Origin of the sequence: Micromonospora sp. BL1, assembly GCF_003667485.1 — a bacterium.
GTDB classification, from domain to species: Bacteria; Actinomycetota; Actinomycetes; order Mycobacteriales; family Micromonosporaceae; genus Micromonospora; species Micromonospora tulbaghiae.
The window spans coordinates 1-17,585 of the sequence record NZ_RCVK01000269.1; the positions used below are offsets into that span (position 1 = coordinate 1).

Sequence of the window (17,585 nt, forward strand, 5' to 3'; positions counted from 1 at the left end):
GTGGGGCGGAGGCGGGCGGGTTCAGGCCGGGCGGCGGTCCCCAGGGCGTCGGACCGGGGGCGGCCGCGCCGGACACGGTCGAGCCGTAGCCGGACAGCCGCAGCGGCGCGGTACGGCGGCGCAGGAACGCGCCGGACGACGGCAGCGCGAGCAGCGCGGCGACCACCAGGTAGCCGAGGATCTGCGCCACCGACACCGTCGCGTTCACCGGGATCCACCACGACGGGTAGGCGTCTCCGACGAGCCCCAGCAGGTCGGCGGTGATCCGGTCGTCCGCGCCGAGCCGCAGCGGGGCGGCTCGCTGGCCGACCAGCACCGCCAGCCCGCAGCAACCGCAGAGCAGGCCCGTCCCGGCGACCACCCAGGTCGCCGTGCGGGCGCCGGAACGACCGGCGAGCAGGCCGAGTGCGAGCCCGACGAGCAGCAGCGCGGCGAGCACACCGAGCACGGCGGCCAGCACTGTGGAGCCGCGCAGCAGGCCGGCCACCTGGTCGATGTCGCCACCGCTCGCGCCGGTCCGTTCCGCCGCCGCGTCCCGGAACCGGTCCACCGTGCCACCGCCGACGGCCAGGTTGGCCACCGCGTACGCCACGGCGCCGACCGCCATCGCCAGCAGCAGCGCCGCCGCGGCGAGGACAGTGCCCGGCCGGCGGGGTGCGGCCCGATCGGGGTACGACACGACTGATCCCTCCGGTAGGCGTCGGCTTGCAACCTACTCGGAGGGATCGTCGGCGTCGCTGTAATCCGGACGTCAACTTCCGGATGGCGGCTCCGGGTCGCGGCGCTCACCCGGCTGACCGCCGGGCGCGGACGGCGGCTGACCACCCGGCGCGGACGGCGGCTGACCGCCGGGCATCGACGGCGGCGTGCCGGGAGCCGGCGGGTACGACGGGTACGCCGGATCCCCCGGCTGGCCCGGGTGCGACGGGTACGCCGGGTAGGCGCCACCGGGCACCGGCGGCTCCCAGCCGGCCTTGGGCTTGCGGAAGAACTCGTTCGCCTTCGGCAGCGCCAGCAGGATCAGCGCGGCCAGCAGGGCGAGCAGCGCGACCAGGCCCAGCAGCAGGTTGACCGGGGTGTACCAGGACGGGAGCGCGTCCTCCAGCCGGCGCTGGATCTCCTCCGAGCTGGGCACGTCACCGGTGGTGCCGCCGCCCGTCATGCCGCCGGTGAGACCGGTCAGCAGGCCGCCGCCGGTGCAGCAGAACAGGATGCCGCCCAGCACCCAGGTGGTGATCCGGGAGCCGTTCTTGCCCCGGTTGTTCAACAGCGCGAGGACGACGAGCCCGGCCGCGATCAGCAGCGACACGACCGCCGTGATGATGCTGAACGCGTACGCGATGTCGGCGGCACCTTCGGCCGAGGTGCCCGCGTACGCGTCGGTGAGAACGTCGCGGATCTTGCCGACGACGCTCAGTGCCACGATCAGGTTCAGCACCTGGATCGCGGCGACGAGGATGAGCAGCCAACTGGAGAGCGACACCACGCCGGGACGCGTGCGGGGCGGGGTGCCCGGAGCATCGACCATGATTCTCCCTTCCTGGATGAGAAGCCCACCGTAGCGATCTTCGACCAGCTCAGCACGCCGGAACGGGTCACCTCTCGGCGGCGCGCCGCAACCGGCGGTGCTCGGCAGTGACCACGCCGAGCAGCGCGAGATCGAGCGCGACGGCGGAGACCGCCCCGAACTGGTTCACAGTGAAGTTGAAGACCTGCCCGAACAGCAGGTCGACCAGCAGCGCCAGCTTGAACAGGCGGAACGCCTCGGTCCGGTTGCGGCGCAGCAGCCAGGCGGCCCACAGGCCGAGCACGGCGGTGATCAGCGCGGTGGCGCTGACGCCGAGCACCGCGCCCCACTCCCGTTCCTGGTCCAGCTTCCCGGTCACGCCGTCGACGAACACCGCCACCACCGTGAGCACCGGCTCCACCACCAAATAGACCACCACCGGCCAGACCAGCCAGCGGCGTCCGGCCGCCCAGACGGCGAGACGCCGGGCCCGGTCCGCCGCCCGCTGCCAGAGCGGCACCGGCGGCGGTTCCCGATGGGGTACGGCGTCCAGCAGTTGCGCCATCGCCGTCTCGGTGGCCGGCCCGGTGCCCTGTACGAGCCGCAGCACGGCGATGCGACGGCGATCGGTCAGCCCGCCCGGCAGGCCGCTGAGCACCATGTCCAGCGCGTTCGCGGTGCGCTCGGCCGGGGTCAGCCGGGACCGGCCGGTGCGTCCGCGTACCGCCTGGGTGAGCAGGACCAGCAGCGCGAACGCGACGTAGATGATGGCGGCGGCGGGGGCGTAGAAGTAGTCGGTGCCGGTGGTGACGAACTTGCCCACCTCGTCGATGAACAGCCCGAACCCGATGCCGCCGATCACCGCGCCGCCGGTGCGGGCGCCGCCGCCGAGGAAGACGAGCGGGACGCCCAGGCCGACGGCGAGCAGCAGGCCGCCCCAGAGGACGTGTGCGATGTGCAGCCCGCCGCCACCGAGCTGCGGATAGTCGGTGGCTTTCAGGTACGCCCGCACGGCCAGCACGGTGACCACGCCGGAGAGCACGAACGCCTGGAGGTAGGACGCCGCCTCGACCGCCCGGGTCGGCAGCCGGCGGACCAGCCAGCCGATGCCCGGTCGGTGGCGCGGCGATTCGGGTGGCATGTCCCGAAACCTAGTAGCCGCGCCACTCCTCGCGGGCGTAGTCCAGCACCCTCGGCCGCAACAGCGTGGAGGCCGGCACGTCCAGCCGGGCCCGGTCGGCGGGGAACGTGGCGGCGGCGGCGAGCACCTCCGGGGTGAGGAAACGCAGCGGCGGCGGGTCGGCCGGCAGCGCCAGCTCGGGCGCGACGTCACCCGGCGCGGCGAGCACGAACCCCCAGTCGCCGAAGCTCGGCACGTCGACGTGGTACGGCACGGTGGCGAAGCCCGCCTCGCGCACCGACCGCTCGATCGACCAGTACGACCGGGGCGCGAAGTAGGGCGACCCGGACTGCACGACGAGCCGCCCGCCGGGGGCCAGCACCGGCCGGACCAGCGTGTAGAACTCGATCGTGTAGAGCTTCGCGGTGGCCGTCTCGTCCGGGTCGGGCAGGTCGGCGATCACCACGTCGAAGCGGTCGGTGGCGGTACGCAGCCAGGCGAACGCGTCCAGGTTGAGCACGCGTACCCGGGGGTCGGTGAGCGACTCCCGGTTCAGCTCGCGCAGCTGCGGCTCGCGGCGGGCCAGCTCGACCACTGCCGGGTCGAGGTCGACGAGCGTCACCGAGCGCACGTCCGGGTACTTGAGGATCTCCCGCGCGGCCAGCCCGTCCCCGGCGCCGAGCACCAGCACGTCGCCGTGCGCCCCGCGCATCGCCGGGTGCACGAGCGCCTCGTGGTAGCGGTACTCGTCGATCGAGCTGAACTGCAGGTCGCCGTTGAGGAACAGCCGCAGGTCGGTGTCGGAGTGGCCGGGCTCGCGCACCGAGCGGGTCAGCACGATCTCCTGGTATCGGCTGCGCTCGGCGTGCACCACCGGATCGCGGTAGAGCTGCTGGCGGGTGGTCACCTCGAAGTCGTGGGCGGTCACCCACGCGTACCCGAGAAGCAGGCCGACCACGACGGTGGCCGCGCCCAGCGCGGCCCGCGCCCGCCGGCTGAGGTCGGCGCGGAACACGGTGAAGACGAGCACCACCCCGGCGACCGCGTTCACCGCGCCCACCACGAGCGCGCCCTTGAGCTGGCCGAAGACCGGGATCAGCAGGAAGGGGAAGGCCAGCCCGCCGAGCAGCGCGCCCACGTAGTCGGCGGCGAACAGGTCGGCCACCGCGCTGCCCGCGGACTGCTCCCGGATGCGTTGCAGCATCACCATGAGCAGCGGGATCTCCGCGCCGATCAGCAGGCCGAGCACGAACGCGGTGCCGACGAGCGCCGGGCCGTACAGGTCGAGCCAGGCGAACGCGGCGTAGAGCCCGAGCACTGAGAGGCCGCCGAGCAGTGCCAGCGTCAGCTCGATCACCGCGAACGACACCACCGCCCGGGACTGCAACGGCTTCGCCACCAGCGCGCCGACGCCCATCGCGAAGACCATCACGCCGAGCACGATCGACGCCTGGCCGACCGTGTCGCCGATCAGGTAGCTGCCGAGCGCGACCAGCGCCAGCTCGTACACCAGGCCGCAGGCCGCGCACACGAAGACCGCGAGCAGGACCGCCGCGCGGGCCAGGCGCCACCGCGGCCGCGCGGCCACGTCGGTGGTCACCGTCTGCTCCGGGTACGTCCGGCGGCTCCCGCCCCGGCGCGCTGCGCGGGCACCCGTACCCGGTGGTTGCGGCGCTGCCGCACGCCCACCGCGAGGAACAGCGCGGCGAGCAGGAACAGGCCGACCGAGCTGAGGACGTAGATCCAGCGGTCCCGCCAGAAGTCGTTGCCGGCGTCCGGCAGCGGGGCGGCGGCTGTCGACGGCGCGGCGGTGGGTGTCGCGGCCGGCTCAGCGAGGCCGCGCTCGGCGGCGAGCAGCGGCAGGATCGTGGCGGCCCGGGTGACGGCCCAGCCCGGGTCGTCGACGAACGCGTCCTCGTCCAGCCCGAACCGACCCAGCCGGGTCTCGATCGCGGCGAGGTCGGCGAACTCGATGTCGTCCGAGCCCTTGATCCGGATCGTGGCGGAGTCCTCGGACTCGCTGCTGGACGAGGTGTACCTGACGTTGGCGGAGACCGCGAGCCAGCGCGTGCAGCCGGGCGCGTCGACGACTGTGGTGCCGTCGCCAAGGTTGGAGCCGACGCTCACCTCGTCGTACACGTCGAGCAGTTCCCAGCCGTAGCAGATGCCCTGGCTGTCGGCGGCGGCGCGGAGGATCGGCACGGTGCCGGAGCGCTCGTCGGCCGCCGGCGCGGGGACGGAGGTGTCCGAGTCGCCGCTGAACGCGCCGATGGCGCAGACGACCACCACGACTCCCACGACCACGGACCAGATCACCGTCTGGGTGCGCTTGTCCTTCCCCACCTGGTGCCTGGCGGGCTTGCCGCTCATCAGATGATCGCGGCCGCGATGATCGCGCCGGTGGCGAGGTGCACGGTGGCGGAGACCCACACCGCCGGGTGCGGCTCCGGGTCCACGAGCAGCTCACCGAGCTTGCCCGGGGTGGCCACGTCGAGCAGCACGAACGCCGCCGCCATGATCACCAGACCGAGGATGCCGTACGCGGCGGCGCCGACCAGTCCCAGCGTGAAGTCGTCGTCGCTGGCCACGATCGCGGCGACCACGATCGTGCCCACCCCGAGCAGGTTGGACGAGAGCAGCAGCGCCGCGTTGCGGTTGCGCTCGGTCCAGATCAGCTCGTGGAGCTTGCCGGGGGTGGCCAGGTCGACAAGGACGTAGCCGATCGCCATCAGGACGACGCCGACCGCGCCGTAGGCCAGCGTGACCAGCAGGTCGGTGACGAGATGCTGCACAGGAGACTCCAGGGTGAGGGGGTCGGAGGGGCTACTTGCCGGAACCGGGGCCGCCGCCCCGGACCGTGCTGCCTCGGCCCCAGCCCCAGCTGTTGCCGACGACGCTGTGGTACCGGGGGTAGGCGGTGGTCATCTTCTCCAGCAGGATCACCGAGCCGACGGCGAGCGGGAGGATCACCACCGAGTCGTCGTCGTAGCGCAGGTAGACGCCGCTGCCGTCGACGTACTGGTCGGCCGGCTTCCAGGCGTCGGTGATCTGCTTGGACACGTCGCTCGGCGCCTTGTTCGAGGTGTACGCGATCGCGTTCGAGCCGATGTCCCGCCCGGTGGCGCGAGAGAAGTTGTCCTCCACGTAGCCCCGGGGCGAGAAGTTGCCGTAGAAGATCGTGAAGGCGGCGATGAGCGCGCCGATGACGGCGACCGCCACGCCCACCACGAACCACCGTCGGTACGTCACAGCTCCTCCACCACGGTCTCGGTCAGGACCAGCTCGTTGGTCTGCGGGTAGGCGTGCCAGGTGCGCCAGGCGAGCGCGCCGTCCGGCGGGCGGGGCCGGACGGAGAGCGCGGTGACCGCGTCCTCGTCGCCGGGGAAGACCCCGATCAGCGCGTACGGGTCGCCCGCCAGTTCGGCGCGCAGCGCCGCGACCCGGGTACGCAGGCCGTCGCCCTCCGGCCGGAGCACTGTGGCGAGGAACCGGTAGCCGGCCGTCTCGTCGTGCAGCGTGCCGGGCAGGTGCGGCGGGCGGCCGGGCAGGCAGGCGACCGTCTCGGTGAGCGTGCCGAGCACGACCTGGTGGGAGGCGCCGAGCAGGCGCAGCCGCAGCCGGGGCAGGCCGGGCAGGTCGATGTCGCGTACGGCGAGCGCCGGCAGTTCCGGGCCGCCCAGGGCCAGGCTCAGATCGGCGGCGCTGGTGTCGACGTAGGGCGCGTCCAGACAGACGAGCACGTCAGCGCACCGTGTCCGGGCCGCCCTGCGGGTAGATCATCACCTCGGCGCGGCGCAGCTCCTCGCCGAGGTTGACCTCCCAGCCGGCCTCCCCGTACGCCTCGAACGACAGCCGCGCCCCGCCGGGCGCCTGGTAGTCGTAGTAGCGCATGGTGCCGTGCGGGTCGAGGCCGGTGCCCTCGGTCGCGGTGTACCGGGCCTGGCCCGACTCGTCCCAGTTGTAGCGGCGGCCGGCGATCTCCAGCGTCGGGGCGCCCGGCGTGACGGTGGCCCCCGGCTCGCTGGTCCAGAGCACCATCTCCAGGTCCGGGTCGGTCTCCACGGAGAGCCAGCGCTTCACGCCGCCCGCGTCGTCGAGCAGATGCTCCGCCCAGCTCCACCCGCCCTCGACCAGGTGCACCGAGCCGCGCACGGTGTACGGCACCGTGCGGATCTCGACGATGTCGCCGGGCTTGAGCGCGCGCGGGTCACCCCGCAGCGCGTCGGCGTCCCGGTCCCGGAACGGGTCACCCGGCGCCGCCTTCGTCTTCGGGCTTGCCGCCTGCCGGGACTTCAGCACCGCGATCACGGCGATCACCACGCCGGACACCCCGACCAGACATCCCAGCGTGGCCAGCACCCACGCCAACGAACCGTTCACGACCGCCTCCCCCAACGTGCTCGGCGGGAACGGTAACAACCGCACGCACGCCTTCTGAAGTCCTGTTCGCTGAGTGTGCGCTCAGTTACCGCGCGCCGCCGGCGAGCCGCTCGGCGGCGTATTCGCCCAGCGTGGCGCGACCCATGAGGCAACCGGAGAACGTGGTGAACTCGCCGTCGTCGCCGCGCAGCCGCGCCCAGGCGTCCCGCCCGGCGGCCGGGTCGACCGCTTCCAGCAGCGTCGCCGCGTACGCCCGGCCGGCCGGCGAGCCCTTGCGGAGCAACCTGTCGATCCGCTTACGGGCCGCCTCCGGGTGCTCCCGCAACCCCTGTTCCAGCGTCCGGTACGCCTCGGTCGCGGGCAGGATCTGCCCCGCCAGCCCCACCCCGCCCGTCCCCGCCCCCTGTCCCTGTCGATCTTGCACTTGCTGCCCCGGCGTAAGCCGCTTGTCGGGCATCCCGTGGGCGCCAAGTGCAAGATCGGCGGGGGTCGAACGGGCTAGAGGAGGGAGTCGCGCCACTGGCGGTGCAGGGCGGCGTAGCGGCCGTCGGCGGCGATCAGCTCGGCCGGTGGGCCGTCCTCCACGATCCGGCCGTCGTCGAGCACCAGCACCCGGTCGGCGGTCTCCACCGTGGAGAGCCGGTGGGCGATCACCAGCGCGGTGCGGTCCCGCAGCACGTTGTGCAGCGCACGCTGCACCAGCCGTTCGGTCGGCACGTCCAGCGACGAGGTCGCCTCGTCGAGGATCAGCACCCGGGGGTCGGCGAGGAACGCGCGGGCGAACGCGACGAGCTGCCGCTGCCCGGCGGAGAGCCGGCCGCCGCGCCGGTGCACGTCGGTGGCGTACCCGTCGGGCAACGCGGCGATGAATTCGTGCGCGCCGATCGCCCGCGCGGCCGCGACCACCGCCTCGTCATCGGCGTCCGGCCGGCCGAATCTGATGTTGTCCGCCACGGAACCGCTGAACAGGTGGGTCTCCTGGGTCACCAGCACCACCGCCCGGCGCAACTCGGCGTCGGTTAGGTCGCGCAGGTCCACCCCGTCCAACCGGACCGCGCCCGCGTCCGGGTCGTGGAAGCGGGCCACCAGCTTCGCGACAGTGGACTTCCCGGCGCCGGTCGGCCCGATCAGCGCCACGGTCTGCCCGGGCGGCACGGTCAGGTCCAGGCCGGACAGGATCGGCGTCTGGCGGCGGTAGCCGAAGTCGACGGCGCGGAACGTGACCGCCCCGCGCGGCGGCCCGGCGGGCAGCGGCACCGGCCGGGCCGGTTCGGCCACCGCCGGGCGCTCGTCCAGCACCCCGGCCAGCTTCTCCAGCGCGGCGGTCGCCGACTGGAGCGAGTTGTAGAACTGGCTCAGCTCCTCCATCGGCTCGAAGAACCGGCGCAGGTAGAGCAGGAACGCGGCGAGCACACCCACCTCCACGCCGCCGCCCAGCACCCGCCAGCCGCCGTACCCGAGCACCACAGCCGCGGTCAGGTTGCCGATCAGCCGGATGCCCGGCGAGTAGATCGCGATCAGCCGGAACGCGCGCAGGCTGGAACGCCGGTAGTCGTCGTTCACCGCGCCGAAGATGTGGTCGTTGCGGTCCTCCCGCCGGTACGCCTGCACGGCCCGGATGCCGCGCAGCGACTCGACGAAGTGCACGATGACCAGCGCCACCGCCTCCCGGGTGCGCCGGTACGCCCCGGCCGAGGCGCGGGCGAACCAGCGCGACAGCACGAACAGGAACGGGAACGCGAGCAGCGTCACCGCCGCCAGTGGCAGGTCCAGCCAGAGCAGGATGCCCGCCACGGACAGCACCGACAGCCCGGCCATCACCAGCTTGTCGATGCCGCCGTCGACCAGCTCGGCGATCGACTCCAGGTCACTGGTCAGCCGGGACACCATCCGGCCGGACGTGTAGCGCTCGTGGAACCCGACGTCGAGGCGGAGGAAGTGCCCGTACACCCTGCGACGCAGGTCGAGCAGGACGGCCTGGCCGATCCGGGCGGCGAGGGTGAGGAACGCGCGCCGGGCCGCGTACTCCACGGCGGTCGCGACCACGAACGCGGCGGCGACAGCGATCAGCGGGCCGGGATCACCGGCCCGCAGCGGCCCGATGCCCCGGTCGATGCCGAGCATGACCAGGTACGGCCCGGACATCGCGGCGGCGTTCTGGGCCAGCAGCAACGCCACCGCCAGCCCGAGCGCACGCCGGTGCGGGCGCAGCAGCCGCCGCAGCAGGACCCGGCTGCGCGCACGCAGCCGGGTCACCGCCGCCGGGGACGAGTCCTCGGCGCGGCTGCGGTCGGCGTCCGGGTCGGTGGCCCGCCCCCGCCAGCGCGACAGGTCCGCGTCCGGAGCGGTGCCGCCCGGCCCGGTCGTCGCGTGACCGCCCGGATCGGTCGTCGAGCGGCCGGCCGGTGCGCCCGGGTCGCCGCGGTTGCGCGCGCCGGCCGTCCCGTTGCCGTTCGGCGCGTCGCGGGGCCGGGGCACCCGCGGCGAGCGGCCGGTCACGAGCGCACCAGGCCGACGCCGTCGCTCCGTCGCTCCGGCTCGGCGGACAGCACCGCCCGGTAAGCGGGTACGCGGGCCAGCAGCTCCGAGTGGGTGCCGACGGCGACGATCCGGCCGTCGTCGAGCAACGCCACCCGGTCCGCCAGTGCCACTGTCGAGGGGCGGTGCGCCACCAGCAGAGTGGTGGTGGCGGTGTCCCGCAGCACCCGGCGCAGGGCCGCCTCGACGAGCGCCTCGGTGTGCACGTCCAGCGCGGAGAGCGGGTCGTCGAGCACCAGCACCGCGGGCCGGCCGAGCACCGCACGTGCCAGCGCGAGGCGCTGCCGCTGCCCGCCGGACAGCGACAGCCCCTGCTCGCCGACCCGGGTGGCGAGCCCCCACGGCAGCTCGTACGCGAACTCCGCCTGGGCCAGCGTCAGCGCGGCCCGGACCTCGTCCTCGCTCGCGTCCGGACGGCCTAGGGTGAGGTTCTCCCAGACCGACATGGAGAACAGCGTCGGCTCCTCGAACGCCACGGCGACCATCCGGCGCAACGACTCCAGCCGCAGGTCACGCACGTCGTGCCCGTCGATCGTGACCCGGCCGCGCGTCACCTCGTGCAGCCGGGGGACGAGCGACAGCAGCGTGCTCTTGCCGCAGCCGGTGGCGCCGACCAGCGCCATCGTCTCGCCCGGCTCGACGGTCAGGTCCAGGTCGCGCAGCACCGGCGCGGAGGTGCCGGGGTAGCGGAAGCCGACCCCCTCGAAGCGGAGCCGGCCGCGTACCTCGCCCCGGTCGAGCGGCCGGGCGTGCGGTGCGTCCACGATGGTCGGCGGCGTGTCCAGGACCTCCTGGATCCGGTCGGCGGCGGTCGCGGCCTCCTGGCCGTTGGCGATGATCCAGCCCAGCGACTGCACCGGCCAGATCAGCATGAGCTGGAGACTGACGAACGCGACCAGCTCACCGATGGACAGCGCGCCCTCGGCGACCGCTGCCGCGCCGGCCACCAGGACCGCGCCGAGCGTCAGGTTGGGCACCAGGTCGAACATCGCGGAGGTGCGGGCCAGCAGCCGGGCCTTGCCGATTCCGGTGTCGTGCAGCCGGCGCGCGCCGACGGCGAACCGGGCCGCCAGTTCCGGCCCGCGCCCGTACGCCCGCATGGTGCGCAACCCCAGCGCCGTCTCCTCGACCAGCGTGGCGACATCGCCCTGCTGGTCCTGCATCCGGCGCGACGCCGCGTGGTAGTGGCGCGCGAACCGGCGGCTGATCAGGAACAGCGGTACGGCGCTCGCCGCGACCAGCAGCCCCAGCCACAGGTGCAGCCGGATCAGCAGCGCCACCACCGCCGCGTAGGTGACCAGGTTGAGCACCAGGAACAGCAGCCCGAAGGAGAGGAACCGCCGGATCACCGAGAGGTCGCTGGTGATCCGGGACAACAACTGGCCGGACTGCCAGCGGTCGTGGAAGCCCGCCGGAAGCCGTTGCAGGTGGGCGTAGATGTCGGCGCGGATGGCGGCCTCCATGCCCACCGAGGACGACGACTGCGTCCAGCGGCGGATGAAGATGAGGACCGCCTCGGCCACGCCGAGCAGCAGCGCCAGGACGCCGAGCCGCAGCAGCCCGGCCTCGTCGTGCCGGGCCACCGGCCCGTCGACGACCCGCTGCACCACGAGCGGAACGGCCAGGCTCGCCGCGGTGGCGGCCAGCGCCGCGACCAGCAGCCAGGCGAACTCCATCGCGTACGGGCGCAGGTAGGGCCGCAGCCGCCAGAGGTTGCGCAGCGGCTGGGACCGGGCGCCGGTATGCGCCGCGGGGTTGCCGTCGCTGGACGCGGGCACTACCCGACGGTAGCGGCCGGGGGTGACAGTCCGGCTGTCAGCTAGCCGTCACCCGTCCCTCATGCCCGAGAAGCCACTTCTTCACGTCCAGCTCCCAGCGGTAGCCGCCGAGCGAACCGTCGGTGCGCAGCACCCGGTGGCAGGGCACGAACAGCGCGGCGGCGTTGCGCGCGCAGGCCGCCGCGGCGGCCCGGATCGCGGCCGGCCGCCCGGCCAGCGCGGCGAACCCGGTGTAGGTGACCGGGTCGCCGGGCTTCACGTCGCGCAGCACCTGCCAGGCGTGCGTCAGGAATGCGCCGCCGGTGTGCTGCTCCACGACGACCGCGTCGATCGCGGTGAGGTCACCGTCCAGGTAGGCCCGGACGGCGGCGGTCACCGGACCGAGGTCGGCCCGTTCGCGCAGTTCGCCGCGCAGGCTCGGGTGGATCAACGGCATCAGGACGGCCGGGTCGGCGGTGAACCCCGCCGCGCGTACCGCCCCGGTCGGGCCGGCGAGCACGCTCAGCGGGCCGGCGGGGGTGTCGATGACGGTGCTGTCCACAGTGCTCATGCTGCTCTCCAGAGTCGGATGGTCGCGTACGACCGCCAGGGGCGCCAGCGGTCGGCGTACGCGGACAGGGTCTTCGGGTCGTCGGACAGGCCGAGCGCTGCTGCGCCGCGGCGTACGCCCAGGTCGGTGGTGAGCGCGACATCGGGGTCGCCGAGTGCGCGCATGGCCAGGTAGCCGGTGGTCCACGGGCCGACGCCGGGCACCGCGGCCAGGAGCCGGACCGTCTCCTCCCGGTCGCCTCCGGGTTCCAGGTCCAGCTCGCCGTCGGCGACCGCGCGGGCCAGCGCGCGGAGCGTCTCCCGGCGGGCCGCCGGCATCCGGAACGCCGTGTCCGGCGCCGCGAGCACCTCCGCCGGACCGGGGAACGCCACCAGGCCGTCCGCCGGGTCGTCGGCGCCCGCCCCGCTCGCAGTCCGGGTGGCGGAGAGCAGGCGGGTGAGCGTGGTCCGCGCCGAGGCCAGCGAGACCTGCTGGGTGGTGACGGCGCGGACGGCCAGCTCGAAACCGTCGACTGCGTGCGGCAGCCGTACGCCGGGTTCGGCCGCGACGGCCGGGGCCAGCGCCGGGTCGGCGGCCAGTGTGGCGTCCACCGCGACCGGGTCGGCGTCCAGGTCGAGCAGGCGGCGGCAGCGGGCCACCGCGGGAGCCAGGTCACGCATGTCGGCCAGCCGCAGCGTGGCGTCGATGTGGCCGTCGGCGGGGGTCAGCGCGACAGTGGCGGGACCGTGCGGCAGGCGCAGCCCTCGGTGGTAGGTGCCGTCGCGGACCACCTCGACGCCGGGCAGCGCGCGCAGCGCGAGGAAGTCCAGCAGCGCGCCCGCGTGCAGCGGCGGCCGGTGTGCCAGCCGCAGCGAGAGAGTGCCCGCCCCGGTGGTCGCCGCCGGGCCACGCCGGCCGGCCCGCAGCTCGGACGGGGTGCCGCCGTAGACCTCGCGGACCGTGTCGTTGAACTGCCGGACGCTGCCGAACCCGGCGGCGAAGGCCACCTCGGCCAGGCCGAGGCCGGTGGTCTCGATCAGGATCCGGGCGGTCTGTGCGCGCTGGGCGCGGGCCAGCGCCAGCGGGCCGGCGCCCAGCTCGGCCCGGAGCATCCGGTGCAGGTGCCGCTCGGTGTAGCCCAGCCGGGTGGCCAGGCCGGGCACCCCGTCCCGGTCCACCACGCCGTCGGCGATCAGCCGCATGGCGCGGCCGACCAGGTCGGCCCGGACGTCCCACTGGGGCGAGCCGGGCGCCGCGTCCGGCCGGCACCGGCGGCACGCCCGCAGCCCGGCCCCCTGGGCGGCGGCGGCGGACGGGAAGAACCGGACGTTCTGCCGCTTCGGCGTCATCGCCGGACAGGACGGCCGGCAGTAGATCCCGGTCGACGTCACACCGGTGTAGAACCAGCCGTCGAACCGCGGGTCGCGGCTGTCGACGGCTCGGTAGCAGCGCTCGAAGTCCAGCTCCATGCCACGATCCTGCCTCGCAGCTCCCGGGCCCGGCTGGCGGGATTCGGACATGACGTGCGGCAGTCGCGCCAGCTCGGGGGAGTGGCGGTGTCCCGCGCCCCGGGACACCGCCACTCCGGCGAGATGGCGTGGATCATGGCCGGCGGACCCGAGAAAGTGTCGTAAGTGGTCGGTAGCGTCCCGCCACCAACTCAAGAAGAGGTGCGGGGCATGGCGAGCGTGGCCGGGCGGGGTGTCCGCTGATGCGATCGGGGCGAGCACCGTTGGACGCCGCGGTGGTGGAGGGCTTCTACGAGCGGATGCGGGTGGTGGCGTCGGCCGCGTACGGCGCCATCGAGCGCGACCGGGCCGGTGATCCCGGTCGCCCCTTCGCGGACACCGCCTGCGGGCGGCTGGCCGGCTCCCTCGACCCGGACGGGCTGCGCGCGCTCGGCATGTGGGCGCATCACTGGTGCATGCGCTTCTACGACGACGACACCCGGGTCGGCCTGCGGCTGGTCCGCGAGATCGCCGCCCGTTCCGGCCTGGGCTGGACCGCCGACGAGGTGCGGTGGCTGCTCGACCGGTCGTACGCGGCCGGGCCCGCCGCCGCGCACCGGTTCACGCTGCCGCTCGCGGCCGCGGCGCAGCTACCGGCCGGTGTGCTGCCCGAGGGCGTCGCCGCCGAGGCGTGGCCGGACGACTGGCGTCGGCTGCGGGCCGGCTGACCGCGCCGCCACCAGGCCGCCGTCGGACCGCCTGCCCGAAGGCCGGGCAGGCCGCCGTCGGGCCGCCTGCCCGAGGGTCGGCCGGCGCCGCCGCCCGGTCACTTGCGCGAAGGCCGGCCGGTGCCGCCGGGCTGTCCGCGTCGCCGCCCGGGCGCGGGCGCGACGATCGGTCGGGCAACTGGGCCAGCACCATCGCGGCCACGGCCACCGCGAAACCGGTGAGCTGGACCGGGTCCAGCGCCTCGCCGAGCACCATCCAGCCGAGCGCCGCCGCGGTGAGCGGGCTCAACGCGCCGAGCACCGACACGCGGGACACCGGCAGTCGCGCCGCGCCCCGGAACCACAGCACGTACGCCAGCGCGGTGCCGGCCAGCCCGAGCCACGCGTACCCGAGAAGGGCCGGCCCGTCGGGCACGGGCGGCGCGCCCTCGACGGCGGCGGCGACCGGCACGATCATCAGGCCGCCGGCGACGAGCTGCCAGCTCGTGGCGGCGAGGACGCCCACTCCGGGCGGCCGGCCCCAGCGGCGGGTGAGCACCAGCCCGGCGGCCATCGCCACGGCGCCGGCCAGTCCGGCGGCGACGCCGAGCGGGTCGAGGCCAGCGCCCGGGCGCAGCACCACGAGGGCGACGCCGAGCGGGGCGGCCGCGGCGGCGACCAGCGCCGGCCGGGTGGGGCGGTCGCGGAGCAGCGCGACTGTCAGCACCGCGACGAGCAGTGGCTGCGCGGCGCCGAGGACGGCGGCGGTGCCGCCGGGCAGCCGGTACGCGGCGAGGAACAGCAGCGGGAAGAACACCCCGATGTTCAGCGCACCGAGCACCGCGGCGCGCCCCCACCAGCGGCCGCTTGGTCGCCTTCGGGTCAGTGCGAGCAGCAGCAGACCGGCCGGGAGGGCGCGGATCGCACCGGCCCAGAGCGGCCGGTCCGGTGGAAGGAGTTCGGCGGTTACCAGGTAGGTCGTGCCCCAGGTGACCGGGGCGGCGGCGGTCAGCGCGACGTCGGTCCAGCGAGAGTTCATGTCATCTTCCTCGGCTCTAAGTATCTTAGCGCTAAGCTAATCAGCCCCGAGCGAAAAGGGGAAGTGGGACGTGCGGCACAATCGGCAGCCGTGACAGGCGACGAGGTGGACGCGATCGTCGAGCAGTGGCGGCGGGAACGCCCCGGCATGCGGCCCGAGCCGATGGCCGTGTTCGGCCGCATCTACCGGCTGGCCCGGCTGGTCGGCGACGGCCAGGAGAAGGTGTACGCCAGCTGGGGCATCGGCCGGGGCGAGTTCGACGTGCTGGCCGCGCTGCGGCGCTCCGGCTCGCCGTACACGCTGGCGCCGAAGGCGCTCGCCGCCTCGCTGATGCTCACCTCCGGCGGCATGACCGGGCGGCTCGACCGCCTGGAACGGGCGGGCCTGGTACGGCGCTCGCCGGACCCGGCCGACCGGCGGGCGCTGCGCGTCACCCTCACGGACACCGGCCGGCGGGTGGTCGAGGAGTCGGCCGAGGCCGGGCTCGCGGTGCAGCGGCGGATCCTCGACGCGCTGCCGCCCGCCGACCAGGACCGGCTGGCCGATCTGCTGCGCGCGTTGCTCGCGGCGGCCGAGGCCGGGCCCGCGGATCCGGCACAATGATCGGCACCGCCACCGCCCGGAAGGACAACCGTGCCCGCCACCGAACCGACGATCGTCGCCACCAGCATGGGTTTCGCCAGCCGTCGCCGTGGCCCCTGGGACGCGCGGCCCAGCGCCCTGTTCGACCTGATGGCCGAGCTGGCCGGAGCCGGTGACGCGCCCCGCGTCTGCTACCTCGGCCAGGCCACCGGCGACCAGCCGACCGGGTTCACCGTCTTCTACGGCGCCTTCGCCGGCACCCGGTTCCGCGCCTCCCACCTGGCGCTCTACCCGATGCCGAACGTCGAGGACATCCGCGCCCACCTGCTCGCGCAGGACATCATCTGGGTGGGCGGCGGCAGCGTGGCGAACCTCTGCGCGGTCTGGCGGGTGCACGGCCTGCCGGAGATCCTGCACGAGTGCTGGCAGGCCGGCGTGGTGCTCGGCGGGGTCTCCGCCGGCTCGATCTGCTGGCACACCGGCGGCGCCACCGACAGCTACGGCCCGACGCTGCGACCCTTCACCGAAGGGCTGGGCTGGCTCCCGTACGGCAACGGCGTGCACTACGACAGCGAGGAGCAGCGCCGCCCGCTGATGCACCGGCTGGTCGCCGACGGCACGCTGCCGGCGAGCCACTGCACCGACGACGGCGTGGGGCTGATCTACCGGGGCACCCGGCTGGCCGAGGCGGTGGCGGACCGGCCCGGCGTGGCCGCGTACGAGCTGGTCCGCGCCGAGGACGGCACCGCCCGGGAGACCCGGATCGAGCCGCGCCTGCTGTCTCCCGCGTCGGAGTGACCGGCTTCGCGGACCTGCCTGCCCGGCGTGGGCGGCGAACCGCGTAAGCTGGTTCGTCGTGAGTCTCACCATCGGCATCGTCGGCCTGCCCAACGTGGGCAAGAGCACCCTGTTCAACGCGCTGACCAAGAACGACGTGCTCGCCGCGAACTACCCGTTCGCCACCATCGAGCCGAACGTCGGCGTGGTCGGGCTGCCCGACGAGCGGCTGACCAAGCTGGCCGAGATCTTCTCCTCGCAGAAGGTGCTGCCGGCGCCCGTCTCGTTCGTCGACATCGCCGGCCTGGTCCGCGGCGCGTCCAAGGGGCAGGGCCGAGGCAACGCGTTCCTCGCCAACATCCGCGACGCCTCGGCGATCTGCCAGGTGGTGCGCGCGTTCTCCGACCCGAACGTGGTGCACGTCGACGGCAAGGTCTCCCCGGCCGACGACATCGAGACGATCAACACCGAGCTGATCCTGGCCGACATCCAGACGCTGGAGAAGGCGCTGCCCCGGCTGGAGAAGGAGGCCAAGCTCCGCAAGGACCGGGCCGCCGCCGTCGAGGCAGCCAAGAAGGCGGTCGAGGTCCTCGACAACGGCGTGACCCTGTACGCGGGCGCGGCCGCCGGGAAGGTCGAGCTGGAACACCTGCGTGAGCTGCACCTGCTCACCACCAAGCCGTTCCTCTACGTCTTCAACGTCGACGAGGCCGAGCTGGGCAACGAGGAGTTCCTCGACGAGCTGCGCGGCCTGGTCGCGCCAGCCGAGGCGATCTTCATGGACGCCAAGATCGAGTCCGAGTTGGTGGACCTGCCCGAGGACGAGGCCCGCGAGCTGCTGGAGTCGATCGGGCAGTCCGAGCCCGGCCTGAACCAGCTCGTCCGGGTGGGCTTCCGGACGCTCGGGCTCCAGACGTACCTGACGGCCGGCCCCAAGGAGGCGCGGGCCTGGACCATCCCGGTCGGCGCGACCGCGCCGGAGGCCGCCGGGGTGATCCACAGCGACTTCCAGCGCGGCTTCATCAAGGCCGAGGTGGTCTCCTACGCCGACCTGGTCGAGGCCGGATCGATGGCGGCGGCCAAGGCCGCCGGCAAGGTCCGGATCGAGGGCAAGGAGTACGTCATGCAGGACGGCGACGTGGTGGAGTTCCGCTTCAACGTCTGACGGCGGAAGCGCGGC

At 74.1% G+C, this 17,585-nt stretch carries 18 protein-coding genes and 1 pseudogene; 4 read left to right on the forward strand and 15 right to left on the reverse strand.

Going from position 1 to position 17,585, the window contains the following annotated elements; genetic code table 11:
- Positions 1-109: 109 nt before the first annotated feature.
- The 14 genes and pseudogenes from EAD96_RS19265 to EAD96_RS19330 form a co-directional block, all read right to left on the reverse strand.
- A pseudogene (locus tag EAD96_RS19265) lies at positions 110-679 on the reverse strand (hypothetical protein); the annotation flags it as partial.
- Between the two features lie 72 nt (positions 680-751).
- The gene (locus EAD96_RS19270; protein ID WP_121685295.1) at positions 752-1,528 is read right to left on the reverse strand and encodes a hypothetical protein; all 777 of its coding nucleotides are present in this window, start codon (positions 1,526-1,528) and stop codon (positions 752-754) included.
- Between the two features lie 67 nt (positions 1,529-1,595).
- Positions 1,596-2,594 (reverse strand): hypothetical protein, encoded by a 999-nt coding sequence (locus EAD96_RS19275; RefSeq protein WP_199733234.1) that lies wholly within the window; start codon positions 2,592-2,594, stop codon positions 1,596-1,598.
- 64 nt (positions 2,595-2,658) lie between these two features.
- Positions 2,659-4,227: a polyamine aminopropyltransferase gene (locus tag EAD96_RS19280; protein ID WP_121685297.1), complete on the reverse strand. Its 1,569-nt coding sequence runs from the start codon at positions 4,225-4,227 to the stop codon at positions 2,659-2,661.
- The gene (locus EAD96_RS19285; protein ID WP_121685298.1) at positions 4,224-4,997 is read right to left on the reverse strand and encodes a hypothetical protein; all 774 of its coding nucleotides are present in this window, start codon (positions 4,995-4,997) and stop codon (positions 4,224-4,226) included. The genes EAD96_RS19280 and EAD96_RS19285 overlap by 4 nt, the downstream gene beginning before the upstream one ends.
- On the reverse strand, positions 4,997-5,419 hold the full coding sequence (locus EAD96_RS19290) for a DUF350 domain-containing protein (RefSeq protein ID WP_030269725.1): 423 nt from the start codon (positions 5,417-5,419) through the stop codon (positions 4,997-4,999). Before EAD96_RS19290 ends, EAD96_RS19285 begins: the two co-directional genes overlap by 1 nt.
- A 31-nt stretch (positions 5,420-5,450) precedes the next feature.
- Complete coding sequence (locus tag EAD96_RS19295; protein ID WP_120572372.1) at positions 5,451-5,876, reverse strand: DUF4247 domain-containing protein; 426 nt, start codon at positions 5,874-5,876, stop codon at positions 5,451-5,453.
- Positions 5,873-6,367: a DUF2617 family protein gene (locus EAD96_RS19300; protein WP_121685299.1), complete on the reverse strand. Its 495-nt coding sequence runs from the start codon at positions 6,365-6,367 to the stop codon at positions 5,873-5,875. The genes EAD96_RS19295 and EAD96_RS19300 overlap by 4 nt, the downstream gene beginning before the upstream one ends.
- A gap of 1 nt (position 6,368) precedes the next feature.
- Positions 6,369-7,007, reverse strand: coding sequence for a DUF4178 domain-containing protein (locus EAD96_RS19305; RefSeq protein WP_121685300.1), 639 nt, complete (start codon positions 7,005-7,007; stop codon positions 6,369-6,371).
- Between the two features lie 85 nt (positions 7,008-7,092).
- Entirely contained in the window at positions 7,093-7,392 is a 300-nt protein-coding gene (locus EAD96_RS19310) for a hypothetical protein (protein ID WP_233586036.1), read from the reverse strand.
- Between the two features lie 113 nt (positions 7,393-7,505).
- The gene (locus tag EAD96_RS19315; protein WP_233586053.1) at positions 7,506-9,338 is read right to left on the reverse strand and encodes an ABC transporter ATP-binding protein; all 1,833 of its coding nucleotides are present in this window, start codon (positions 9,336-9,338) and stop codon (positions 7,506-7,508) included.
- Between the two features lie 164 nt (positions 9,339-9,502).
- Complete coding sequence (locus tag EAD96_RS19320; RefSeq protein WP_121685302.1) at positions 9,503-11,323, reverse strand: ABC transporter ATP-binding protein; 1,821 nt, start codon at positions 11,321-11,323, stop codon at positions 9,503-9,505.
- A 37-nt stretch (positions 11,324-11,360) separates the two neighbouring features.
- Positions 11,361-11,873: a methylated-DNA--[protein]-cysteine S-methyltransferase gene (locus tag EAD96_RS19325; protein WP_121685303.1), complete on the reverse strand. Its 513-nt coding sequence runs from the start codon at positions 11,871-11,873 to the stop codon at positions 11,361-11,363.
- Complete coding sequence (locus tag EAD96_RS19330; RefSeq protein ID WP_120573200.1) at positions 11,870-13,321, reverse strand: AlkA N-terminal domain-containing protein; 1,452 nt, start codon at positions 13,319-13,321, stop codon at positions 11,870-11,872. Before EAD96_RS19330 ends, EAD96_RS19325 begins: the two co-directional genes overlap by 4 nt.
- A 242-nt stretch (positions 13,322-13,563) precedes the next feature.
- On the opposite strand from EAD96_RS19330, the gene EAD96_RS31595 reads away from it, so the two are divergent.
- A complete protein-coding gene (locus tag EAD96_RS31595; RefSeq protein ID WP_233586042.1) occupies positions 13,564-14,028 on the forward strand; it encodes a hypothetical protein in 465 nt (154 codons plus the stop codon).
- On the opposite strand, the gene EAD96_RS19335 is transcribed toward EAD96_RS31595, so the two are convergent.
- A complete protein-coding gene (locus EAD96_RS19335; protein ID WP_233586044.1) occupies positions 13,922-15,046 on the reverse strand; it encodes an EamA family transporter in 1,125 nt (374 codons plus the stop codon). The genes EAD96_RS31595 and EAD96_RS19335 overlap by 107 nt on opposite strands.
- Before the next feature lie 90 nt (positions 15,047-15,136).
- Here EAD96_RS19335 and EAD96_RS19340 point away from each other — a divergent pair, with 90 nt between their 5' ends.
- Genes EAD96_RS19340 through ychF form a run of 3 tightly spaced genes read left to right on the forward strand, consistent with a single transcriptional unit; the run spans position 15,137 to position 17,570 of the window.
- Positions 15,137-15,649 (forward strand): MarR family winged helix-turn-helix transcriptional regulator, encoded by a 513-nt coding sequence (locus tag EAD96_RS19340; protein ID WP_120573202.1) that lies wholly within the window; start codon positions 15,137-15,139, stop codon positions 15,647-15,649.
- Between the two features lie 30 nt (positions 15,650-15,679).
- A complete protein-coding gene (locus EAD96_RS19345; protein ID WP_121685304.1) occupies positions 15,680-16,426 on the forward strand; it encodes a peptidase E in 747 nt (248 codons plus the stop codon).
- A 58-nt stretch (positions 16,427-16,484) separates the two neighbouring features.
- Positions 16,485-17,570, forward strand: coding sequence for a redox-regulated ATPase YchF (gene ychF, locus EAD96_RS19350; RefSeq protein ID WP_121685305.1), 1,086 nt, complete (start codon positions 16,485-16,487; stop codon positions 17,568-17,570).
- Positions 17,571-17,585 lie beyond the last annotated feature (15 nt).